The organism is Micromonospora sagamiensis, from assembly GCF_014680085.1.
In the GTDB taxonomy this organism is placed as follows: domain Bacteria; phylum Actinomycetota; class Actinomycetes; order Mycobacteriales; family Micromonosporaceae; genus Micromonospora; species Micromonospora inyonensis.
Genome location: NZ_AP023438.1, coordinates 5,118,808 through 5,140,145, shown reverse-complemented (window position 1 = coordinate 5,140,145; position 21,338 = coordinate 5,118,808). Strand labels below are relative to the sequence as shown.

Sequence of the window (21,338 nt, the reverse complement as noted above, 5' to 3'; positions counted from 1 at the left end):
CCGTGGTCAGGCATCGGTCGGGGGTGGACGGTCAGGGGCGGGCGGTCGTGCCGTCCACCGCCTCCCACCGGAGTTCGTGGCCCTCGGCCCAGATCCGCGCGGCGGCGGCGAGGACGCTCCGGCGGTCGGCGACCGGCGCACCGGGCGAGGCCGGCAGCAGCGCCACCACGTCACTGGCCTTCGACCGCACCGCGCGGTGCTGGCGGGCCACGTTGGTCAGCCCCTGACCGGCACCGGCCTCCACGAGCAGCAGGTCACCGGTGGCGAGCAGCGCGTCGAGCGCCGGCCAGAAGAGCACCGGGTCGGCGATCTGGGTGGTCCAGAACATCGGGTCGTCGGCGGTGGCGGCGTCCAGCTTCCGTCCGACGTACGCGGAGTAGACCGTGTCGACCGGCGGGCCGGGTCGGGCCGCCTCGACCGCGGGCCGGGTGGCCAGCGACGCATCCAGCACGGCCGGGCTGTGGAACGCCTGTCGCGCCTTGGCCAGCCGGCAGATGTACCCCTGCTCGCGCAGCTTGTCCTGGACCACGGCCAGCGCCTCGTCCGGGCCGGCCAGCATGGTCTGCCGGGGGGCGTTGACGGCGGCGACGGCGACCTGCCCGGTCGGGTCCAGCGTCAGGTAGGGCTGGAGTTCGTCGGCGGTGGCCGCCACGGCGAGCATGCCGCCGGGCGGGGTACGCAGCACCTCGGTGACCCGGGCCCGCATCAGCCGGACGGCGGCGGGCAGGCTGAACGCCCCGGCCAGGGTGGCGGCGACCATCTCCCCGGCGCTGTGGCCGAGCAGGGCGACCGGGCGGACCCCCCAGGAGCGGACCATCGCGCCGAGCGCGTAGCCCACGCCGAAGAGCAGCGGTTGGGCACGGGAGCCGTCGTCGAAGGGAACGCTCGGGTCGTCGGAGAGCCACTCCTCGCGCAACTGCTCCCCGCCCTCGCCCCAGAGGGTGAAGAACGTGTCCATCGCGGTGGTGAAGACCGGGTCGTGGCCGTAGAGGCCGGCACCCATGCGCGGGTACTGCGCGCCCTGGCCGGGGAAGAGCAGCGCGACCGGGCGCTGCTTCGGCACCGTGGGCCGGTGCCGCTCCAGGGCCCCGGCCGCCTCGGTGGCGTCGGCCGCCACGACCGCGCCGCGGATGCCCTCGGGGGTGGCCCGGCGCGGGGCCTGCCGGGCCAGCGTCTCGACCCGCCGCCGGTCGTCACCGAACAGGTCGCCCTCGAAGCGGGCGAGCCGCCCCATCGCCCGGCGTCGCCGGTCCTCGGCCGCCTCGTCGACGGCCGACCAGCGGATCACCAGCGGGTCCCCGGCCGGGGGTAGCGGCGCGGGCGGCGGCAGCAGGAGCACCGAGTGTCCCCGCCGGGAGGTGTCCGGCACCCCGACCGGGGTGGGGGCCCGGTGGTCGGCGACCGGGTTCGGGCGGCGGAAGCCGTCGGCCAGCATGCGGCGCAGGTCGCCGGGGCGGAGCACGCCGGAGCGGGTACGGTCGGCCTCGGTGAGGTCGTCGGTGGTCCGGACGACCGCCAGCGGCGGCTCGTCGGGGGACCAGGACTCGGCGAGGCGACGCAGCGCCACCACCAGCCACCGTCCCGGCTCGTCGTCCAACTCGGCCGCGACCAGGGTGAGGTCGGCCTCGGCCCGGCCCAGCAGGGTCGCCGCGTGGTGCAGCGCCGCGCAGAGGCGGGGTACGACCACCGTCGACCCGGCCGCCCCCGGCGGTACGCAGACCGACCTGACCCCGCCCTCGTACCCGGCCGGGGTGGTCGTACCGGTCAGCACGAGCGAGGTCCGCCGACCCCGCCGTACGGTCGGGCCGAGCCGGTCGAGCACCGCCGCGACGGTTGCCGCACGGCCGGTGGCCCCCCGGTCCTCCTGCCCCGACGGTCCGACCGCCCACCACACGATCGCGGCGTCAGTCGCTGCCATCGCGGTCACCTCTCTCCCGCTCCGGGCCCGACCACCGCCGGCGACCCCATCGAGGACTGTCCGAGCGGGTCGCGCCGATGTCGTTCAGGTCCGCCACAGACACTGGCGGCCGGGTCTCGAAAACGGTTCGAAGGCACCTGGAAGGAAGCCGCCCGCCGTTTCTCCAGCGATTTCGGAGTTGGCGTCGAGACGGCGGTCCGAGGATGTCCCGAAGCCAGATCGACCTCCTGCGGTCGAGCCACCCTCGGGTTGGAAGCGAGAACAAGATGACCTGGACCCAGCTCCTGGTCCCGATCACCCTGACGGGTACCGGGATGGCGGCCGGCGGGCTGATGATCACTGTGCTCGGCGGGGTGCCGCTGCTGCTCAGGTTGCCGACCGACCAGTACGTGCCGATCCACCAGTTCCTGGTGACCCGCTTCGACCCGTTCATGCCGATCTGCATGATCACGTCGTTGGTCGTCGACCTGCTGCTCGCCGTCGTGGTGGACGAACCGGTGTCGCGGATCGCCTTCGGGGTGGCCGCCGTCCTGCTGTTCGGCGCGATGGTCATCTCGCTGACGAAGAACGTCCCGATCAACCGGTGGCTCAAGACCCTCGACCCGGACCGGTTGCCGGAGAATTTCGAGGAGATCAACCCCCGGGTCCGCTGGGGCAGGTGGAACTCGCTCCGGACGGTGTTCGTCGTCGTCGCCCTGGCGCTCAGCGCGATCGCCGTCGGCCCGCTGCTCTAGCGTCTGCCCCCGCTGTTACGAACCCCCTCGATGGAAGGTACACACGCGATGAGCCATGACACGGGCACCGCCGACCGGGCGGTGGACCACTCCGACACACCTGCGGACCGCCGCTTCGTCATCGGCCGCGACGTCGGCCCGGTGGCCGGCTGGTTCCGCATCATCTTCGGGCTGATCGCGGTCGCCAGCCTCTGGTACCGCGTCGACAAGGCCCTGGACGGTGGCGAACTGGCCATGATGGTGGTCTGGTTCGCCGTGGTGGCGGCGGTCTACACCGCGGTCATCTGGTTCTTCGGGCGCATCGACCGGTTCCGGGGCGTCAGCCCGTGGATCCCGTCGGCGCTGCTCCAGCTGCCGATGATGCTCTACCCGATGGGCATCGGCTCGGACCCGCTGCACCAGGCGCTGGCCGTCTACACCACGATCGGCGTGCTGCTCTGCGGTGTGGCGCGGTACGGCGGCCTGGAGGTCGCCGCCCTGCCGATGCTGCTGCTCGGGCGCCGGACGGTCCTCTACAGCCCGTTCAACGCGGTCGACATCGTCGAGCAGGCGTTCCGCCGGGAGCAGACGCGCGGCGTCATGTGGGCCACCTCGCTCGCGCTGACCGTGTTCGTCCTCATCGAGTACTGGTGGGTGGGCCTGCTGCTCAGCGTCCCGCCGGCGAAGGACCTGATCGGCGAGTCGATCCGGCTCCCCGGCTACTGGGCGCTGCTACTGCTCGTCCCGGCCGGCTGGTTCGCCGCCCACGCGGCGCGCGGCCGGGACCGCTACCGGACGGTCCCGCTCGGCCAGCGGTGGCCGGGGCTCGCCGCGGTGGCGCTGCTGCTGCTGATCCCGATGCTCGGCAACCGGCAGGTGCCCGACTCGCTCTGGGGCATCATCATGTTCGTCGGCCTGATCGTCGGCCTGGTCACCCTCGTCCGGCTGCCGTTCCGCAAGGCGTCCGGCGCCGGCCGCCGCGAGGTGGTCGCCCCGTCGCACTGACCCCACCCGTCGCCGATCGGCCGGGCACCCTTTCCGGGTGCCCGGCCGATCGTCTGTTCGCCCTTCACCGCGCTCCCCTCGCCCTCGCCCTTCACCGCGCTCGCCCTCGCCCTCGCCCTTCACCGCGCTCGCGCTCGCCCTCGCCCTCGCCGACAAGTCGAGGACGGGATCCTGTCGTCGCGCGACTCTCGTTGTCGACAGTGGCCGATGATTACTCGCAGCGATATCGGTCTGATCCGCCCAGACCATCCGCGCATCCTTTGCTCTGCACCCCTCCACGCACCATGCACCCACGGTGACCGAACGCTCCCGCACCCGGCGCAGGTCGACACGACGTCTTCCCTGCTCGATAGGGGTGTCGCGGATGAGGGTGCAGAGCAAAGGGAGCAACCGAAGGGAGGGCACGCCCGACAGCAGGTCACTCTCCGCGACAACCGACCACCGCCCTCTCCGTCGACACACAGAGTGACCACTGGTGTCGTACGTCTCTGCCGGTGCACGTGCCGGCCGCGTTCGAGAACCGGCTGTACCGCCGTCGGAGAGGTCAACCGAGAGCCGGGGGTGGGCCCCCGGGAGCGGCGGTGCGCCGCGAGAACGGCGACGGCCGGAAACAGCCGCGTCAACCCGGGCGCGTGCCCCCTGGGGCAGCTGCGGGTGGGCTGCGCGGCGAGCGCCACCGTGACTGACGGTCCGGACGGCGGCGGGGAGGGGATGTGCTGCTGGCGCCGGGCGGGCCGAATCGTCGTGATCCGGCCCGCCCGGTCACACCGCCTGTCGCACCTGCGGCGCGAGCACGTCCACCGGCGGGGACCGCGGCTCAGCGGCCGGCGGCGTCGACCTTGCGGGGCAGGACGAAGACCAGCGCCACGACCAGGAGGCAGAGCACCACCTGCACGCCGAGGGTCCAGCTCATCGCGTCGACGAAGCGGGCCCGGCTCGCGGTGTCCTGGTCGGCGAGGAGGCCGAAGAAGACCGCACCGGTCACCGCCACCCCGAACACCCCGCCGGTCTGCTTGCCGGTGGAGAAGATGCCCGCGGCGGAACCGGCGTCGACGTGCGGGATGCCGGCCAGGGTGACGTTGAGGATCGGGGCGCTGACCAGGCCCATGCCGACGCCGACGACGCAGAGGCTGACCACGATCGGCAGCGAGGTGAGCCGGTCCCCGGAGACGACCACGATCGCGTTCAGCCCGGCCATGCCGAGCGTCATCAGGATCGCGCCGACGACCAGGGCGGTCCGCCCGGCGGTACGGGCCAGCGGGATCGCCACCATCGAGGCGAGCGCGGTGCCGACCGCCCAGGGAGCGACCGTCCAGCCGGTGCGTTCGGCGGTGAAGCCCAGACCGTTCTGGAGGAACACCACGAAGGTCAGGAAGAAGCCGGACATCAGCGCCGCGACGATGACGTTGGCGAGCACCCCGGCGGTGAACGTCCGCTGTCCGAACAGGTGCAGCGCCACCAGCGGCGACTCCCCGGCCCGTTCCTTGCGCCGCTCGAACCGGACGAGCAGCACGAACGCCGGGCCGGCGGCGGCCAGGCACACCCAGGACCACCACGGCCAGCCGAGTTCCCGGCCGTACATGAGGGGGTGCAGCAGGAGCAGCAGCGCGGCGGCGGCCAGGAAGACACCGCCGAGGTCGAAGCCGCGTCCCCGCTCGTCGCGGGACTCGGGCAGCCAGACGAGCCCGCCGAGGAAGGCCGCCAGGCCGATCGGCAGGTTGATCAGGAAGATGGTGCGCCAGCCCCAACCGAACAGGTCGGCGCCCATCAGGACGCCGCCGAGCATCGGCCCGGAGACCGTGGCCAGGCCGATGACCAGGCCGTAGACGGCGAGCAGCGGGGCCCGGCGGGCGGGCGGCACCAGGACCTGGAAGACCGCGAGGACCTGCGGACCCATGATCGCGGCGGCGACACCCTGCACCACCCGGGCGGCGACGAGCCAGCCGACGTCCCCGGCGACCCCGGCGAGCACCGAGGCGACGGTGAAACCGGCGAGGCCGACCAGGAACGCCCGCCGACGGCCGAAGGCGTCCCCGATCCGACCCCCGGTGACCAGCAGCAGGGCGAACGGCAGGGTGTAGCCGGCGAGGACCCACTGCATCGAGGCGTAGCTCGCGCCCAGCCCGTCCTGGATGGACGGCACGGCGATGTTCACGCCGGTGGTGTCGAAGCTGGTCATGAAGGTCGCCAGGAGCACCACGGTCAGCGCGGGGCCGAGCCGCCGCGCGGGCGTCGGAGCGCCGGGCGGGGCGGCGTCGGCGGCCGGGAGCGGGGTCACCACGTCGGGTGCGGGGCCGGGCGTGGTCGCGGTCACGGCAGCACCACCACGCCCGCCGCGGTCACCGTCAGGGCCGCCAGGGCCAGCGCGGTACGGAGCTGGTGCAGGCGCCGCCACTGCGGTCGGGGGTCGTCCCAGTCGTCGGGTACGGCGTCCGGGTCCACCCGCAGCACCCGCTTGTTGATCGGGACGTTGCCGAGGTGGGACACCCCCTGCACGCCCAGCGCCAGCACCGAGGCCAGGATGAACAGCCATCGGGTCGCCGACTCCTCGACCAGGAAGATCAGTGCGATGTCGGCGAACATCGTCGAGTTGACGATCAACGGCATCGACGGGTGGTATCCCTGGCCGAGTTTGCGGTGCAGGGTGATGTAGCTGCCCGCGGGCATGGTGTAGAGGGTCGGCAGCACGCTCACCGCCACGGCGAAGAACACCCCCGCCACGATCCCGCTGCCGCCGACGGCGACCACCGCCAGCGCCTGGGCAATTGTCTCTCTCATCGGCTCGCCATCTTCCGTCGCGTCCGGCAACGAACTCCGCCAGCGATGCTCACGGCCCCGCCTCAAGCCGACGTGGAGGAAAGCTCGACGCCGCCTGCGTCCCGGCCGGTCGGGGGCGGGGCGACGACACCGACGTGCGTGACCTTCGACCGAGCCCCGAGGCAGACCCGAGACGGGCCGCTGAGCATCGACCGCGAGCAGGCGACCGGGCGGCGTGACGCATCGCCCCGGTCCGGGGCCGCGCTGCACGCCTAACGACCGCGAATGTGAGGAGACGAGCCATGTCGGGTATCGCTGGCTGGGTTGACTACGAGCGGGACCTGTCCCGCGCGCAGGCGACCGTCCGTGCCATGAGCGCCACGATGGCCAACCGGGGACCGGACGCGGAGGGGATCTGGACGTCGCCGCGTGCCGCCATCGGACACCGCAGGCTCGCGCTGGTCGAGCTGGACGGCGGCCGGCAGCCGTACGTCGTCGAGGCGGACGGGCAGGTGCTCGCCGTGGTCGCGCTCGACGGTGACGTCTACAACGCACCCGCGCTCCGCGCCGAGCTGGAGTCGCACGGACACCGGTTCCGCAGCCGGGGCGACGCCGAGGTGGTGGCGTACGCGTACCTCCAGTGGGGGGCCGGGCTGGCCGAGAAGCTGGAGGGTGGCTACGCCTTCGCGGTGTGGGACGTCCGCCGCGAGGAGCTGCTGCTGGTCCGGGACCGGCTCGGCAACAAGCCGATGTTCTACTACCCCACCCCGCGCGGCGTGCTGTTCGCCTCCGAGCGGAAGGCGATCCTGGACCACCCGCAGGCCGAGGCCGTGGTCGACGCCGACGGCCTGCGCGAGATCCTCTCCTACGCCGGCACCCCCGGCCACGGCGTGTTCAAGGGCATGTACCAGGTGCGTGCCGGGCACGTCGTCCGGGTCACCCGCTCCGGGCACCGGGAGGAGCGGTACTGGGCGTTGGAGGCGCAGCCGCACACCGACGACCTGGACACCACGGTGGCCACCGTCCGGGAGCTGCTGGAGCAGTCGGTCGGCGGGCAGCTCACCGCGGACGTGCCGCTGGGCATGATGCTCTCCGGCGGCCTGGACTCCTCCGGGGTGACCGCGCTGGCCGCCCGGGCGCTCAAGGAGCGCGGCGAGGGGCCGCTGCACACCTTCACCGTGTCGTTCGGCTCGGTGGAGGAGTTCACCCCGGACGAGGTCTGGGGCTCCTCGGACGCGCCGTACGTGAAGGAACTGGTCGACGGGATCGGCGCCGAGCACACCGACATCGTGCTGGACACCGCCGACCTGCTCGACCCGATCGTCGCGGCGAACGCGCTGCGGGCCAAGGACGTGCCGAGCCCGCTGGGCAACATGAACACCTCGCTCTACGTGCTCTGCCGCGCGGTGCAGGAGCACACCCCGCTGGCCCTGCTCGGCGACGCCGCCGACGGTGTCTTCGGCGGCACCATGTGGATGTCGATGCCGCCGCTGATCGAGGCGCAGACCTTCCCGTGGATCGCGATGGCCCACTGGGGCGGCGGCAAGCACGGCATGGGCACCGACCTGATCGAGGCGGGCCTGCTGGAGCGGCTCGACATGCGCGGCTACACCAGCGGCCGGTACCGGGAGGCGATGGACCGGGTGCCGCTGCTGCCGGGTGAGACCGGCCAGGAGAAGCGCATGCGCGAGATGTGGTACCTCAACGTCACCAACTGGCTGGAGACGCTGATCCCGCACTCGGAGTCGATCGCCGGTTCGGTCGGGCTGGCGCTGCGGCTGCCGTACTGCGACCACCGCCTGGTGCAGTACGTCTACTCCGCCCCGTGGGCGCAGAAGAGCTTCGACGGCCGGGAGAAGAGCCTGCTGCGCGCCGCGGTGAAGGACGTCCTGCCGCCGTCCATCGTGGACCGGAAGAAGTCGCCGTACCCGGTGACCCAGGACTCCGCGTACGCCAAGGCGCTCTGCGACCAGCTCCTGACGCTGACCGAGGACCGCGACGCCCCCATCGCCGGGCTGGTCGACGTGACCGCCGCGAAGGCGTTCGCCGCCGAGCCCGACAGCCTGGTCTCCGGCCCGCGCGCGTGGGTGGCCCGTACCCACGTGGAGATGCTCTTCCAGCTCAACATGTGGCTCGACCAGTACCGGGTGCGGGTCGACCTCTGACCGGCACCGTCCCAGTCGTCTTCGATCTCTCGTCGAGGAGCGGCTGCCAGCGTTTCCCGAGCATCGTGGCGACCACCACGGCCCGCACCACATCCCGAAGGAGCCTTCGTAATGGGAACCAAGAACTCTGACCTGTCGATCCTCGACCTCGCGGCGGGCTACTGGTCGGCCAAGACCTTCCTCAGCGCGGTCGAGCTGGGCCTGTTCGGCGTCCTCGCCGAGGGCGGCAAGACCGAGCCGGAGATCCGCGAGACGCTCGGGCTGCACCCCCGGGCCACCCGCGACTTCCTCGACTCGCTGGTCGCGCTGAAGGTGCTCGACCGCGACGCCGAGGGCCGCTACGCGATCAGCGCCGCCGCCGCCAACCAGCTCGACCCGAAGCACCCGTCGTACCAGGGCGGCTTCCTCCGCATGCACGCCTGGCAGTACGGCGTCTGGGGCAAGCTGACCGACCTGCTGAAGACCGGTGACATGCAGGCGCACACCGACCGCGACTTCAACAAGTTCTACTCCCGGCCGGAGTCGGTGCGGAACTTCATGTCCGCCATGGACGGCGCCAACTCGGCCGTCGGCCCGGCGCTGGCGGAGAAGTTCGACTGGACCGAGGTGGGCTCCTTCGTGGACGTCGGCGGGGCGCGGGGCAACATCGCCGCGGTGATCGCCAAGGCCCACCCGCAGCTGGACGCCGGCACCTTCGACCTGCCGCCGGTGAAGCCGTTCTTCGACGAGCACATGGACCGGCTGGGCATGACCGACCGGGTCACCTTCCACGCCGGTGACTTCTTCAACGACAGCCTCCCCACCGCCGACGTCCTGATCTTCGGGCACGTGCTGCACGACTGGAACGACGAGCAGCGGACCGCCCTGCTGCGCAAGGCGTACGAGGCGCTGCCGGTCGGCGGTCGGGTCATGGTGTACGACGCCCTGATCGACGACGACCGCCGGGAGCCGGCGAACCTGCTGCTCAGCCTCAACATGCAGCTGGTCACCCCGGGCGGTGGCGAGTACACCGGCGCGGACTGCCAGGGTTGGATGCGCGAGGCCGGCTTCACCGAGACCTCGGTCCTGCCGTTGACCGACGCAGACTCGGCCGTGATCGGGCGCAAGACCGCCTGAGCACGGACGGGGACCATCCGATCCCTCCACGAAGGAGAAACGATCCTGTGACAGCGAAACCCGATACCGGGCGCGCCGCGGTCTCCCGCCGTCGCCTGCTGATGGGCACGGCCGCCGGGGCCGCGCTGGCCGGTCTGTCGGTGGCCGCACCGGCCAAGGCCGCTCCGGCGTCCACCTCCGGGGCCACCGGGGTGGACATCGTCATCCACCCCGACAGCTTCACCGCTCCGAGCCAGCTGCGGGGCGGCTCGGTCACCTTCCGGGTCAGCACCCCGGAGCCGGGTGGCCGGTCGCTGCTGCTGATCCGGCTGCGGTCGGGGGTGTCGGTGGACCGGTACCTCACCGCCCTGGCCGCCACCTCGGCCTACAACCCCGCCGAGCGGGCCGCCGCCGAGCGGGAGCTGGTGGCCTGCGCCGAGAACCTCGGCGGCGCGGTCGTGACGCCGGACTCGCGGGTGTCGTTCACGCAGTTCCTGCTGCCCGGGACGTACCACCTGGTCAACTTCGACTACACCAGCGCCACGGCGGTGCCGCAGGTGAAGCCGCTGACGGTGACCGGGCTGGGCGCCCCGCGGTTCCCGGACGTGGACGACTACGTCCTGCACCGGGAGCGGAACGGGGCCGTCTCGTTCCTGCTGCCGAGCCGGACGCTGACGGCGACCGGTGAGCACCTGGTCGTCAACACCACCCGGCACAACAACGAGGCGGTCCTGTCCCGGCTCGCGCCGGGTGCGACGGCCGAGGACGTGGCGGAGTACTTCACGGCGATCAAGAACGGCCAGTGGCCGAGCGAGTCGCCGGTGACCACCATGCCGATCGGTCTCGCCCCGCTCGCGGCGGGCAAGCAGGCCATCGTCCGCACCGAGCTGGCCCCGGGCGCGTACCTCCTCTACTCGTACGCGACCAACGCCGAGACCGGCTACCCGCGTGCGGTCGAGGGTCTGTACCGCCTGGTCACGCTGGTCTGACCGACCCCCTGAAAGAACCATCGAGTACGCGGCGCCGTCGGCCCTGCCGGCGGCGCCGCCCGAAACCGGAGGAATCGTGGATCTTCAACTGGCCGGCAAGCGCGCCCTGGTCACGGGTGGCACCCGCGGCATCGGACGCGCGATCGTCACCGCCCTGGCCGGGGCCGGCGCCTCGGTCGTCACCTGCTACCGCCACGACCGTGAGGCGGCCGAGAGCCTCGAGCGGGAGCTGAAGGCGACCGACGGCAGGCACCAGGTGGTCCAGGCCGACCTGCGCGACCCGGCGGAGGTGACGCGCCTCGTCGAGGTCGCGAAGACCGAGCTGGGCGGGCTGGACATCGTGGTCAACAGCGCCGGGGTGGACAGCCACGCGCCGGCCGCCGAGGTGACCCTCGACGAGTGGCGGCGGGTGCTGGACACCAACCTGACCGCGTTCCACCTGGTCACCCACGCCGCCCTGCCGCTGCTCGGCGCGGGCGCGTCGATCGTCAACGTCGGCGCCTCGGTGAGCACCCGGGGCCTGGCCGGCAAGGCGCACTACACCGCCAGCAAGGCCGCCATCAACGGCTGGATGCGGTCGGTGTGCAAGGAGGTCGGCCCGCGCGGCATCCGGATCAACGAGGTCTCCCCGGGCATCATCGAGACCGAGCCGGGCGCCGGCCTGCCGCCGGAGATGTACGAGCGGATCAAGTCCAACGCCGCGCTGCGTCGCCTGGGCACCTCGGAGGACGTGGCGAACGCCGTGCTCCTGCTGGCCAGCCCGCTGGCGGCGTACGTGACCGGGGCGACCCTGCACGTCGACGGCGGCATCTGATGGCCGCCCGGAAGGTGGCCGTCCTCGGACTGGGCGGCATGGGCGGCGGCATGGCGCACCGGCTGCTGGACAGCGGCGTCGAGCTGACCGTCTGGAACCGCACCGCGGCGAAGGCCGCCGGGCTGGTGGCGGCCGGCGCGCGGCAGGCGGAGTCGCCGGCCGAGGCGGTCGCCGACGCGGACGTGGTCCTGGTCAGCCTCGCCGACGAGGAGGCTGTCGAGCAGGTCCTCTTCGGCGCGGTGTGCCCGGCGGCCAAGCCGGGCACACCGATCATCGACACCTCCACGGTCTCCCCCACGTACGCCCGGGAGGCGGGCGAGCGGGCGGCGAGGGCGGGGGTGAAGCGGATCGAGGCGTGTGTGGTCGGCAACCCGCACCAGGCGCGCAACGGCGAGCTGCGGGTGCTGACCGCCGGCACCCAGGACGACCTGGCCGAGGTGGCCGACGTGCTGGCCCTGCTCGGCCCGCAGGTGGTCTATCTGGGTCCGCCCGGGATGGCCGCCACCATGAAGCTGGTCTTCAACGCCATGCTCGGCGCCCAGGTCGCCTCGATGGCCGAGGCGGTCGCCTACGGCGAGCGCTCCGGCCTGGACCGGGACATGCTGCTGATGGCGGTGGAGCGCAGCGGCTTCAGCTCCAAGGTGATGTCGTTCCGGGCCGCGCTGATGCGTGAGCGCAAGTACGAGCCGGCCGCCTTCCGGACCCGGCTGATGAACAAGGACCTCCGCCTCGCCCTCGCGGAGGCGGCCAAGGTGGGCGTGGACATGCCGGTCATCGAGCGGTCCGCGGTCACCTTCACCGAGGCGATCGACGCGGGCTACGGCGACCAGGACGCCGCCGCGGTGCACGAGATGCTCAGCCGTAACGACGCCTGACGGCGGCCTCCACCCCGGTGGATTCGCGAATGCTCCATCCGGGCTTTAAGCGCCTTCGAGGCGCCGACGAAATCATTTCGCAGTACAGACCGGGATGCCTGGCCGAGCCTGATCGGCACTCCTGGCGATCAACCCTGCATCAGCCGAAAGGAGAGGACTGTGCACCGGACGCTCATTGTGGCCCGTATGAACCCGGCGGATGCCGCGTCGGTCGCCAACATTTTCGCCGAATCGGACGCCACCGAACTGCCCCACATGATCGGGGTGGACCGGCGGACGCTGTTCCGTTTCCACGACCTCTACTTCCACCTCGTGGAGGCGGACCAGTCCATCAACCGGGACCTCTACAAGGCGCGCAGCCACCCGCTCTACCAGGACATCCACGACAAGCTGGCGAAGTTCATCAGCCCGTACGACCCGGCCTGGGCGGAACCGAAGGACGCCATGGCCGAGCCCTTCTACACCTGGACGCCGGACAAATGACCGTCACCGGGGCCGGCACCGCAGGCCGAGAGGAGAAAACCGTGACCACCACGAGCGCCATGAAGGTTTCGTGGAGCGACGTACAGCCGAACCGTCGGCGCGGCGGTGATGTCCGTATCATGCTCAGCCCGAAGACGGTGAAGTCGACGACCGGGTTCGGCGGAATGCTCACCCTGGAGCCGGGCGAATTCGTGTGCGAGCACATTCACCCGTATTCCGAGGAGTCCATCTACGTGGTGAGCGGTCAGATCACCATGCGGATCGACACCGAGTACGTGGACCTCGGTCCGGGTGAGGCGTGCCTGGTGCCGATCAACGTCAAGCACCGGGTGGAGAACCGCGGCCAGGAGCCGGCCCAGGTGATCTTCCACCTCTGCCCGCTGGCGCCCCGCCCCGAGCTGGGGCACATCGACACCGAGTTCCTGCCCGGCCGGGAGAACGAGCCGGCGCCCCAGGTCGGAGGGCACCTGTGAGCACACCGCGCGTCGCGGTCACCGGCATCGGCGTGATGGCGCCCGGCGGCGTGGGCCGCCAGGCGTTCTGGGACATGATGACCGCCGGCCGGACCGCCACCCGACGCATCACCTTCTTCGACCCGTCGAACTTCCGCTGCCAGGTCGCCGCCGAGATCGACTTCGACCCGGCGAAGATGGGGCTGACCCCGCAGGAGGTCCGCCGGATGGACCGGGCCGCCCAGCTGGCCGTGCTGGCCACCCGGGAGGCGGTGGAGGACAGCGGGCTGACCCTGGACGACCTCAACCCGACCCGCACGGCGGTCACCGTCGGCAACGCGGTCGGCTGCACGATGGGCCTGGAGACCGAGTACACGGTGGTCTCCGACGGCGGTCGCAAGTGGATCGTCGACCACGAGTACGCCGTCCCCGAGATGTACGACTACTTCGCGCCCAGTTCGCTGGCGCGCGAGGTGGCCTGGGCGACCCGTGCCGAGGGCCCCGCGTCGGTGGTCTCCTCCGGCTGCACCTCCGGCATCGACGCCCTCGGCTACGCGGCCAACCTGATCCGGGAGGGCGCGGCGGACATCGTGATCGCCGGCTCGACGGACGCGCCGATCTCGCCGATCACGGTGGCCTGCTTCGACGCGATCCGGGCGACGTCGACCTTCAACGACAGCCCGGAGTCGGCCTGCCGGCCGTTCGACGGCAACCGGCGCGGCCTGATCCTCGGTGAGGGCGCGGCGATGTTCGTACTGGAGAGCACCGAGTCGGCCCGCCGCCGGGGCGCGCCGATCTACTGCGAGATCGCCGGCTACGCGACCCGGGCCAACGGCTTCCACATGACCGGCCTCAAGCCGGACGGGCGGGAGATGGCCGAGGCGATCCGGCTGAGCATGGCCCAGGCGAAGCTCAACCCGGAGGACATCGACTACGTCAACGCGCACGGCTCGGGCACCAAGCAGAACGACCGGCACGAGACCGCGGCGGTCAAGGCCAGCCTGGGCCAGCGGGCGTACGACGTGCCGATGAGCTCCATCAAGTCCATGGTCGGTCACTCGCTCGGCGCGATCGGCTCGATCGAGGTGGCCGCCTGCGCCCTGGCCGTCAAGCACAACGTGGTGCCCCCCACGGCCAACCTGACCACGAGGGACCCCGAGTGCGACCTGGACTACGTACCGAACATCGCGCGTGAGCACCGCACCGACGCCGCGCTCAGTGTGGGCAGCGGGTTCGGTGGTTTCCAGAGCGCGATCCTGGTCGTCGACCCCGAGGCGGTGCCGGCATGAAGACAGCGGTGGTGACCGGCCTGGGCGTCATGGCGCCCAACGGCATGGACACCGAAACCTACTGGTCGTCCATCCTGGACGGTAAGAGCGGCATCAACCGCATCCAGCGGTTCGACGCCCCGCGCTACCCGGTGAAGCTCGCGGGCGAGTTGGCCACCTTCGACCCGGCCGAGCACGTGCCGAGCCGACTGCTGGTGGAGACCTCGGCCATGAGCCACCTGGCGTTCGTGGCCGCCGAGATGGCGATCAAGGACGCCGAGGTCGACCTGACCCAGCTCCCCGAGTACGAGATCGGCGTGATCACGGCGAACGCCACCGGTGGCGTCGAGGTCGGCCAGCGGGAGCTGGAGAAGCTCTGGACGCAGGGCCCGGAGCACGTCAGCGCGTACATGTCGATCGCCTGGTTCTACGCGGCCACCACCGGGCAGCTCTCCATCCGGCACAAGCTGCGCGGGCACTGCGGCGTCGTGGTGTCCGAGCAGGCCGGCGGCCTGGACGCGATCGGCCACGGCCGGCGGGTGCTGCGGCAGAACCACCAGCTCGTCCTGGTCGGCGGCACCGAGTCGGCGATGTCGCCGGCCGGTGTGGTGGCCCAGATGCCCACCGGCAACCTGAGCCACAGCGACATCCCGGACGCGGCGTTCCTCCCGTTCGACGTGCGGGCGGGCGGCTACGTCCCGGGTGAGGGCGGCGCGATCCTGGTGGTCGAGGACGCCGAGACCGCCCGCCGGCGCGGCGCCCCGCGGATCTACGGGGAGATCGCCGGCTACGCGGCCACCTTCGACCCCCGTCCCGGCGGGGACCGCAAGCCGACGCTGGAGCAGGCGGCCCGGCTGGCACTGGCCGACGCGGGCGTCGAGCCCCACGACGTCGACGTGGTCTTCGCCGACGCGTACGGCGTGCCGGAGCTGGACCGGATCGAGGCCGCGGCGATCAGCGCGATCTTCGGCCCGAACAGCGTGCCGGTGACCGCGCCGAAGACGATGACCGGCCGGATCTACGCCGGTGCCGGTGCCCTGGACACGGTCGGCGCGCTGCTGTCCATCCGGGACGGCGTGATCCCGCCGACGATCAACGTCGACACCCTCGCCCCCGGCTGCGACATCGACCTCGTCCGGGAGCGCCCCCGAACCGCGCCGGTGCGCACCGCGCTGGTGCTCGGCCGCGGGCACGGCGGGTTCAACTCCGCCGTCGTCGTCCGTGCCACCTCGTAACGACACCCACAACCGACTGGAGGCACCTGCCATGCGTGAGATGACCCTGGACGACCTGACGCGCGTGATCCGCGCGACGGTGGGCGTGGACGACTCGGTCGACCTGACCGCCGACATCCACGACACCCTCTTCACCGACCTCGGCTACGACTCGCTGGCCCTGCTCGAGGTGGTCAGCCGGCTGGAGAAGGAGTTCCCGGCCTCGGTTCCCGAGGAGATGATCAGCGAGCTGCGCACCCCGCGCGAGCTGATCGAGTTCGTCAACGACCAGCTCGCCCCGGCGGCGTGACGATGGCCAAGAAGACGGAGTGCGCCGTCGTCATCGACGCGCCGATGGACCTGGTCTGGGACATGACCAACGACGTGCCGAACTGGCCGGACCTCTTCACCGAGTACGCCGCGGCGGAGGTGCTGGAGCGGGACGGGAACACCATCCGGTTCCGGCTGACCATGCACCCCGACGAGAACGGCCGGGTGAACACCTGGGTCTCCGAGCGGACCTCCGACCCGGCCACCCGGACCGTCCGGGCCCACCGGATCGAGACCGGCCCGTTCGACTTCATGAACATCTTCTGGGCGTACCGGGAGGTCGACGGCGGCGTGGAGATGCGCTGGGAGCAGGAGTTCCACGTCAAGGACGAGATGCCCTTCGACGACGACGCCATGGCCGCGCACCTGCTGAAGAACTCGGCCATCCAGATGGCGGCCATCAAGGAACGGATCGAGAAGGCCGCCGTCGCCCGCTCCTGAGCCGGCGCACCCCTTACCTGGAGGATTGATGGAACAGCTACTGGCCGGCAAGAATGCCCTGGTCACCGGCGGTACGCGCGGCATCGGCCGGGCGATCGTGCTGACCCTGGCGAAGGCCGGCGCGAACGTGGTGACCTGCTACCGCTCCGAGGGCGAGGCCGTGGAGAGCCTGGCCCGCGAGCTGAAGGACACCCCGGGGCAGCACCACCTGGTCCGCGCCGACGTCGGTGACGCGGAGCAGATCGACCAGCTGCTGGCCGAGTGCAAGGTCCGCCTCGGCAGCCTGGACGTGGTGGTCAACAACGCCGGCGTGATCAGCCACATCGGCTACGACGACCTGTCGCTGGCCGACTGGCACGCGGTCGTCGACACCAACCTGACCGGCACCTTCCTGGTCATCCAGAAGGCCCTGCCGCTGATGGGCGAGGGCGCGTCCGTGGTCAACATCGGCTCCCGGGTGGCCAAGGTGGGCATCCCGATGCGGGCGCACTACACCGCCGCCAAGGCCGGCCTGGTGGGTCTGACCCGCTCGCTCTGCAAGGAGCTGGGCCGCCGGGGCATCCGGGTGAACCTGGTCGAGCCGGGCGTCATCGCGACCGAGGAGATGGCGCGCCTGACCCCGGAGCAGCGGGCCGCCATGGAGGCCCGCTACGCGCAGCTCACCTCGCTCGGCCGGCTCGGCCACGTGGACGAGGTCGCCGAGGTCGTGCTCTTCCTCGCCAGTGACAAGTCCCGCTACGTCAGTGGCGCGCAAATCCCCGTCGACGGAGGTATCTGATCATGAGCAACCCCGTGTTCCGGGTCATGCTGCGGTTCGACATCAACCCGGGGATGGAGGCCGACTTCGAGCAGACCTGGCTCTCCATCGGCAGCGTCATCACCGACCACCCGGCCAACCTCGGGCAGTGGCTGATGAAGGACTCCCAGCAGGACTCGACCTACTACGTCATCAGCGACTGGGTGGACGAGCCGCGGTTCCGGGAGTTCGAGCACAGCGACGAGCACGTGGAGCACCGCAAGAAGCTGCACCCGTTCCGGCACGGCGGGGCGATGTTCACCATGAACGTCGTGTTCGCGCTGCCGGCCGGCGAGGCCGCGAAGGCCCTGCGGTGAGCAGCGCCGGTCGCGCCCGGGTGATGGTGTGGCACCGCGCGCCGGCCGACGACGCCGACGCGGTGGCCAAGGCGTACGACCAGATCAGCCGGCACCTGGAGGGGACTCCGGGGCTCATCGGCAACGAGCTGCTCCGGTCCACGAAGGACCCGCACCGCCTGGTGGTGCTCAGCGAGTGGGAGAGCCTCGAGGCGTTCCGGGTCTGGGAGGAGGGTGTCTCGCACCGCCCCTCCACCTCTCCCCTGCGGCAGTACCAGGAACGCGAGCAGGAGAACTTCTTCGAGGTCTTCGAGGTGTCGGCGGCGTTCTGAACGCCGTCGTACCGCCGGGCGGCCGGCGGGCCGCCCGCCACGAGGGCCGGACGACGACCGGGCGGGACGCCCGGCGATCCACCGGTGGCCGGAGGACGACCCTGACCGGGTCGTCCTCCGGCCACCGTCCGCCCGTTTTCCGGCTCCCGCGACCGGGGAGCGCACGACAGGCCCAGGGATGGGCAGCGACGGACTTTGGAGGCCGTTCCATGACCGACACCCTGCTCCAGGTGGGTGCCACCCCGAGCACCGGCGCCCGGCTCGCCGGCGCGCCGGGCGGCCACCGGCACCACAGGACCGAGCGCCACCACCGGCTGCGGCACGCGGGCAGCACCACCGGAGCCGGAACGGGGTCGTCGGCATGAAGGTCGAGAACCTGTACGTCGTCGGCACCGGGCGTCGCCTGTCCCCGGCGATGACGCTGGAGGAGGCCGAACGGGCCGGGCTCTGCGAGCGCCGGCTGGTCTGGCGTACCGAGATGCAGTCGGTCTGCGTGAGCGAGGGCGAGTCCGGTCCGGAGATGGCCGCGCACGCCGCGCGGACCGCGATCCGGCAGGCCGGGGCACGGCCGGCGGAGATCGACCTGATCCTGCACGCCAACACCTGGTACCAGGGGCACGACATGTGGGCCCCCGCCTCGTACGTGCAGCGGGAGGCGGTGGGCAACTCCTGCCCGGCCATCGAGGTGCGGCAGATGTCCAACGGGGGTCTCTGCGCGCTGGAACTGGCGGTGGGCTACCTGCTCGGCGACCCGACCCGGACCAGCGCGCTGGTCACCACCGGGGACCGGTTCTGCGCGCCCGGGTTCGACCGTTGGCGCAGCGACCCGGGCACCGTCTTCGGCGACGCCGGCACCGCCGTCGTCGTCTCCCGCCGGCCCGGGTTCGCCCGGCTGCGCAGCATCGTCACGGTCGCCGACTCCGGGCTGGAACAGATGCAGCGCGGGGTGGACCCGTTCGGCCCGGTCCCGTTCAGCGCCCGCGCCACCGTGGACGTGGAGTCGCTGCGGCAGGCCTTCGTCCGGTCCAGCGGGCTCGACGGCATCCTCGACCGGATCGACCGGGGCCAGTCCGAGGCGATCGAACGGGCACTGGCCGACGCCGAGGTGACCCTCGACGACATCGACTGGTTCGTCCTGCCGAACCTCGGGCGGGGCCGGCTCAACGCCCACTTCCTGCACAAGTTCAAGATCGACCCCGACCGGACCACCTGGTCCTGGGGACGCCAGGTCGGACACCTCGGGGCCGGCGACCAGATCGCCGGGCTGGGGCAGATCGCCGACTCCGGCGTACTGCAACCCGGCCAGCGGTGCCTCCTCGCCGGCGTGGGCGCGGGGTTCACCTGGTCGTGCGCCGTGGTCGAGATGCTCCGCAGGCCACCCACCGCCAGCCGCCCGGCCACGTCGGCCGGTCTCACCCGCACCGCGAGAAGGGGTTGAGAGAGACCATGACCTCGACAGCCACACCGATCCCGCCCACCGAAAAGACCTTCCTCGGCCAGCCGCGCTGGTTCGGCACCCTCTTCGTCGTCGACATGTGGGAGCGGTTCAGCTTCTACGGCATGCTCGCCATCCTGGCGCTGTTCCTGGTCGCCAGCCCGGCCGACGGCGGCATGGGCATGTCCGAGGTGGACGCCGCCGCGCTCTTCGGCATGTACATGTCCCTGGTGTTCATGGCCGCCCTGCCGGGCGGCTGGCTCGCCGACCGGGTGCTCGGCGCGCGGCGGGCCACCCTCTGGGGTGGCATCTTCATCACCGCCGGGCACATCTTCCTCTCCGTGCCCGCGGAGCCCACCCTCTACCTGGGGCTGGGCTGCATCATCGTCGGCACCGGCCTGGTCAAGCCGAGCATGGCGGCGATGGTCGGCGACATGTACCAGGGCCAGCCGGAACGGCGGGAGGCGGCCTTCTCGCTGTTCTACATGAGCGTCCAGGTCAGCGCCCTGCTCGCCCCGCTGATCACCGGCTTCGCCGCCGAGAAGATCAACTGGCACCTGGGCTTCGGGATCGCCGCGTTCGGCATGGTCGTCGGCCTGATCCAGTACGTGGTCGGGATGCGCGGTCTGGGCGACGTCGGCTCGCGCCCGTCGAACCCCGCCCCACCGGAGGTGCGGGCCCGCGTCTGGCGGCGCTCGGCGATCTTCGGTGGCATCCCGGCGCTGCTCGCCGTCGTCGGCGTGGCCAGCGGGGTGGTCGCCCTCCAGCAGGTGCTGATGCTCCTCGGCCTGATGGTGCTCGGTGTGCCGATCGTCTACTGGATCCGGCTCAACCGTCGGCCGGAGATCGCGCCCTACCGGGTCCGGCTGCGGGCGTTCCTCTGGATGCTGATCGCCTCGGCGTTCTTCTGGATGCTCTACGCCCAGGGCCCCGCCCTGATGAACATCTTCGCGAAGGACTCGGTCGACCGGGACGTGTTCGGCTTCGAGGTGCCGGCGAGCTGGTTCCAGTCGGCCCAGCCGCTGTTCCTGCTGATGCTCGCCCCGGCCTTCGCCGCTCTCTGGGTGCGGCTGGGCTCCCGGGTGGCGGTACCGCCGAAGTTCGTCGCCGGCATGCTCCTCGGGGGCGTCTCGTTCGTGGTCATGGCGGTCGCCGCCTCGCTGGCCGAGAGCGGCCCGGTGTCCCCGCTGTGGCTGCTCACCGTCTACCTGATCGTCGTCTGCGGTGAGCTGGTCGTGGCGCCGGTCGGGCTCAGCCTGGCCGCCCAGGTCGCCCCGCCGGGCTTCTCCAGCCAGATGATCGGCCTGTTCTGGCTCTTCGCGGCGGTCGGCGCGGCCACCGGCGGCCAGCTCGCCGGGATCACCGCGGTGGTCTCCGACGCCACCTTCTACCTGGTGCTCGGCGGCGTTGGCCTCGCCGTGGCGGCGGCTCTGGCGTTCTCCGTCCGCTCGCTGACGCGACGCCTCGCCGACGAGCCCGTACCGGACCAGCCGGCGACGACGCCGTCGCCGGCCGAAGGCGTGACCTCCGTGCACTGAGCGCGGGTCCCGTTCGGGTTTGCCCGGTCCGCCCCGGGGAAACCGATATGTAGAATGGCTATGGATATCGACCCGCCGAGGCTGGGAGGCAGCTCGTGAGGACGCTGGTGGCAGTTCTGATCGGCCTCGTCGCCGGGTTCCTCGCCGGACTGGTGGTCGACCAGATCATCGGCGTCGTCGGCCTGCTCACCTCGGGCGACCCGGGCGGCTTCCGGTTCCTGCCGCTCGTCCTGGCCGCCGTCGGCGCGGTCGTCGCGGTCGTCGTCGACCGGCAGAGGCAGCGCCGGAGCGCGCCGCCCCGGCGCTGACCCCACCGACGCACACGCCTTGCGGGCGCCTCCCGTCACCGACGGGAGGCGCCCGTCGTCGTACCGGATCCGAACCCGTGCCGGATCCGACCCCCGTTGATCTCCAAGCGCGCT

At 71.8% G+C, this 21,338-nt stretch carries 23 protein-coding genes; 20 read left to right on the top strand and 3 right to left on the bottom strand.

Annotated elements, in window-relative coordinates; all coding sequences use genetic code 11:
- Nucleotides 1-31: 31 nt before the first annotated feature.
- Nucleotides 32-1,918 (bottom strand): acyltransferase domain-containing protein, encoded by a 1,887-nt coding sequence (locus IGA62_RS29690; RefSeq protein WP_198501097.1) that lies wholly within the window; start codon nt 1,916-1,918, stop codon nt 32-34.
- A gap of 266 nt (nt 1,919-2,184) precedes the next feature.
- On the opposite strand from IGA62_RS29690, the gene IGA62_RS22635 reads away from it, so the two are divergent.
- On the top strand, nt 2,185-2,652 hold the full coding sequence (locus IGA62_RS22635; RefSeq protein WP_145818950.1) for a DUF1772 domain-containing protein: 468 nt from the start codon (nt 2,185-2,187) through the stop codon (nt 2,650-2,652).
- A gap of 48 nt (nt 2,653-2,700) precedes the next feature.
- Entirely contained in the window at nt 2,701-3,636 is a 936-nt protein-coding gene (locus tag IGA62_RS22630) for a DUF6410 domain-containing protein (protein ID WP_145818951.1), read from the top strand.
- Between the two features lie 817 nt (nt 3,637-4,453).
- On the opposite strand, the gene IGA62_RS22625 is transcribed toward IGA62_RS22630, so the two are convergent.
- Both IGA62_RS22625 and IGA62_RS22620 read right to left on the bottom strand, forming a co-directional pair.
- A complete protein-coding gene (locus tag IGA62_RS22625) occupies nt 4,454-5,950 on the bottom strand; it encodes an MFS transporter (RefSeq protein WP_145818952.1) in 1,497 nt (498 codons plus the stop codon).
- Nucleotides 5,947-6,414, bottom strand: a complete 468-nt coding sequence (locus IGA62_RS22620; RefSeq protein ID WP_145818953.1) for a DUF1772 domain-containing protein — start codon at nt 6,412-6,414, stop codon at nt 5,947-5,949. Before IGA62_RS22620 ends, IGA62_RS22625 begins: the two co-directional genes overlap by 4 nt.
- A gap of 281 nt (nt 6,415-6,695) precedes the next feature.
- Between IGA62_RS22620 and asnB the strand changes: the two genes are divergently transcribed.
- The 18 genes from asnB to IGA62_RS22530 all read left to right on the top strand — a co-directional run bounded on the left by asnB (nt 6,696) and on the right by IGA62_RS22530 (nt 21,224).
- Nucleotides 6,696-8,558: an asparagine synthase (glutamine-hydrolyzing) gene (gene asnB / locus IGA62_RS22615; protein ID WP_145818954.1), complete on the top strand. Its 1,863-nt coding sequence runs from the start codon at nt 6,696-6,698 to the stop codon at nt 8,556-8,558.
- Nucleotides 8,559-8,669: 111 nt separating this feature from the next.
- On the top strand, nt 8,670-9,674 hold the full coding sequence (locus IGA62_RS22610; protein WP_145818955.1) for a methyltransferase: 1,005 nt from the start codon (nt 8,670-8,672) through the stop codon (nt 9,672-9,674).
- A 47-nt stretch (nt 9,675-9,721) separates the two neighbouring features.
- Nucleotides 9,722-10,642: an NADH dehydrogenase [ubiquinone] iron-sulfur protein 5 gene (locus IGA62_RS22605; RefSeq protein ID WP_145818956.1), complete on the top strand. Its 921-nt coding sequence runs from the start codon at nt 9,722-9,724 to the stop codon at nt 10,640-10,642.
- 76 nt (nt 10,643-10,718) lie between these two features.
- Nucleotides 10,719-11,456, top strand: coding sequence for an SDR family NAD(P)-dependent oxidoreductase (locus tag IGA62_RS22600; RefSeq protein WP_145818957.1), 738 nt, complete (start codon nt 10,719-10,721; stop codon nt 11,454-11,456).
- Nucleotides 11,456-12,331 carry an NAD(P)-dependent oxidoreductase gene (locus IGA62_RS22595; protein WP_145818958.1) on the top strand — a complete coding sequence of 292 codons (876 nt, stop codon included), beginning with the start codon at nt 11,456-11,458 and terminating at the stop codon, nt 12,329-12,331. Before IGA62_RS22600 ends, IGA62_RS22595 begins: the two co-directional genes overlap by 1 nt.
- Nucleotides 12,332-12,490: 159 nt before the next feature.
- Nucleotides 12,491-12,814, top strand: coding sequence for a TcmI family type II polyketide cyclase (locus IGA62_RS22590; protein WP_145818959.1), 324 nt, complete (start codon nt 12,491-12,493; stop codon nt 12,812-12,814).
- Between the two features lie 59 nt (nt 12,815-12,873).
- The gene (locus tag IGA62_RS22585) at nt 12,874-13,287 is read left to right on the top strand and encodes a cupin domain-containing protein (protein WP_198501282.1); all 414 of its coding nucleotides are present in this window, start codon (nt 12,874-12,876) and stop codon (nt 13,285-13,287) included.
- Complete coding sequence (locus IGA62_RS22580) at nt 13,284-14,555, top strand: beta-ketoacyl-[acyl-carrier-protein] synthase family protein (RefSeq protein ID WP_091462876.1); 1,272 nt, start codon at nt 13,284-13,286, stop codon at nt 14,553-14,555. The genes IGA62_RS22585 and IGA62_RS22580 overlap by 4 nt, the downstream gene beginning before the upstream one ends.
- On the top strand, nt 14,552-15,769 hold the full coding sequence (locus IGA62_RS22575; RefSeq protein WP_145818961.1) for a ketosynthase chain-length factor: 1,218 nt from the start codon (nt 14,552-14,554) through the stop codon (nt 15,767-15,769). The genes IGA62_RS22580 and IGA62_RS22575 overlap by 4 nt, the downstream gene beginning before the upstream one ends.
- A 31-nt stretch (nt 15,770-15,800) precedes the next feature.
- On the top strand, nt 15,801-16,058 hold the full coding sequence (locus tag IGA62_RS22570; RefSeq protein WP_091462878.1) for an acyl carrier protein: 258 nt from the start codon (nt 15,801-15,803) through the stop codon (nt 16,056-16,058).
- 2 nt (nt 16,059-16,060) lie between these two features.
- Nucleotides 16,061-16,519: an SRPBCC family protein gene (locus IGA62_RS22565; protein WP_145818962.1), complete on the top strand. Its 459-nt coding sequence runs from the start codon at nt 16,061-16,063 to the stop codon at nt 16,517-16,519.
- A 28-nt stretch (nt 16,520-16,547) separates the two neighbouring features.
- Entirely contained in the window at nt 16,548-17,297 is a 750-nt protein-coding gene (locus tag IGA62_RS22560) for an SDR family NAD(P)-dependent oxidoreductase (RefSeq protein WP_145818963.1), read from the top strand.
- Nucleotides 17,298-17,299: 2 nt separating this feature from the next.
- Nucleotides 17,300-17,632 (top strand): antibiotic biosynthesis monooxygenase family protein, encoded by a 333-nt coding sequence (locus IGA62_RS22555; RefSeq protein WP_091462881.1) that lies wholly within the window; start codon nt 17,300-17,302, stop codon nt 17,630-17,632.
- Nucleotides 17,629-17,943: an antibiotic biosynthesis monooxygenase family protein gene (locus IGA62_RS22550; protein ID WP_198501096.1), complete on the top strand. Its 315-nt coding sequence runs from the start codon at nt 17,629-17,631 to the stop codon at nt 17,941-17,943. The genes IGA62_RS22555 and IGA62_RS22550 overlap by 4 nt, the downstream gene beginning before the upstream one ends.
- Nucleotides 17,944-18,152: 209 nt before the next feature.
- Nucleotides 18,153-18,308, top strand: a complete 156-nt coding sequence (locus tag IGA62_RS22545; RefSeq protein ID WP_186499939.1) for a hypothetical protein — start codon at nt 18,153-18,155, stop codon at nt 18,306-18,308.
- Nucleotides 18,305-19,381 carry a ketoacyl-ACP synthase III family protein gene (locus tag IGA62_RS22540; protein ID WP_145818964.1) on the top strand — a complete coding sequence of 359 codons (1,077 nt, stop codon included), beginning with the start codon at nt 18,305-18,307 and terminating at the stop codon, nt 19,379-19,381. Before IGA62_RS22545 ends, IGA62_RS22540 begins: the two co-directional genes overlap by 4 nt.
- Nucleotides 19,382-19,389: 8 nt before the next feature.
- Complete coding sequence (locus IGA62_RS22535) at nt 19,390-20,916, top strand: peptide MFS transporter (RefSeq protein WP_145818965.1); 1,527 nt, start codon at nt 19,390-19,392, stop codon at nt 20,914-20,916.
- 107 nt (nt 20,917-21,023) lie between these two features.
- Nucleotides 21,024-21,224, top strand: coding sequence for a DUF5957 family protein (locus IGA62_RS22530; RefSeq protein ID WP_198501095.1), 201 nt, complete (start codon nt 21,024-21,026; stop codon nt 21,222-21,224).
- The last annotated feature ends 114 nt before the right edge of the window (nt 21,225-21,338 follow it).

What these genes read in the sequence shown, in the direction of transcription:
- IGA62_RS22610 (WP_145818955.1), top strand. Translation starts at nt 8,670, where the DNA reads ATGGGAACCAAGAACTCTGACCTGTCGATCCTCGACCTCGCGGCGGGC.
- IGA62_RS22620 (WP_145818953.1), bottom strand. Translation starts at nt 6,414, where the DNA reads ATGAGAGAGACAATTGCCCAGGCGCTGGCGGTGGTCGCCGTCGGCGGC.
- IGA62_RS29690 (WP_198501097.1), bottom strand. Translation starts at nt 1,918, where the DNA reads ATGGCAGCGACTGACGCCGCGATCGTGTGGTGGGCGGTCGGACCGTCG.
- IGA62_RS22630 (WP_145818951.1), top strand. Translation starts at nt 2,701, where the DNA reads ATGAGCCATGACACGGGCACCGCCGACCGGGCGGTGGACCACTCCGAC.
- IGA62_RS22545 (WP_186499939.1), top strand. Translation starts at nt 18,153, where the DNA reads ATGACCGACACCCTGCTCCAGGTGGGTGCCACCCCGAGCACCGGCGCC.
- asnB (WP_145818954.1), top strand. Translation starts at nt 6,696, where the DNA reads ATGTCGGGTATCGCTGGCTGGGTTGACTACGAGCGGGACCTGTCCCGC.
- IGA62_RS22540 (WP_145818964.1), top strand. Translation starts at nt 18,305, where the DNA reads ATGAAGGTCGAGAACCTGTACGTCGTCGGCACCGGGCGTCGCCTGTCC.
- IGA62_RS22535 (WP_145818965.1), top strand. Translation starts at nt 19,390, where the DNA reads ATGACCTCGACAGCCACACCGATCCCGCCCACCGAAAAGACCTTCCTC.
- IGA62_RS22595 (WP_145818958.1), top strand. Translation starts at nt 11,456, where the DNA reads ATGGCCGCCCGGAAGGTGGCCGTCCTCGGACTGGGCGGCATGGGCGGC.
- IGA62_RS22555 (WP_091462881.1), top strand. Translation starts at nt 17,300, where the DNA reads ATGAGCAACCCCGTGTTCCGGGTCATGCTGCGGTTCGACATCAACCCG.
- IGA62_RS22560 (WP_145818963.1), top strand. Translation starts at nt 16,548, where the DNA reads ATGGAACAGCTACTGGCCGGCAAGAATGCCCTGGTCACCGGCGGTACG.
- IGA62_RS22585 (WP_198501282.1), top strand. Translation starts at nt 12,874, where the DNA reads ATGAAGGTTTCGTGGAGCGACGTACAGCCGAACCGTCGGCGCGGCGGT.
- IGA62_RS22565 (WP_145818962.1), top strand. Translation starts at nt 16,061, where the DNA reads ATGGCCAAGAAGACGGAGTGCGCCGTCGTCATCGACGCGCCGATGGAC.
- IGA62_RS22635 (WP_145818950.1), top strand. Translation starts at nt 2,185, where the DNA reads ATGACCTGGACCCAGCTCCTGGTCCCGATCACCCTGACGGGTACCGGG.
- IGA62_RS22575 (WP_145818961.1), top strand. Translation starts at nt 14,552, where the DNA reads ATGAAGACAGCGGTGGTGACCGGCCTGGGCGTCATGGCGCCCAACGGC.
- IGA62_RS22570 (WP_091462878.1), top strand. Translation starts at nt 15,801, where the DNA reads ATGCGTGAGATGACCCTGGACGACCTGACGCGCGTGATCCGCGCGACG.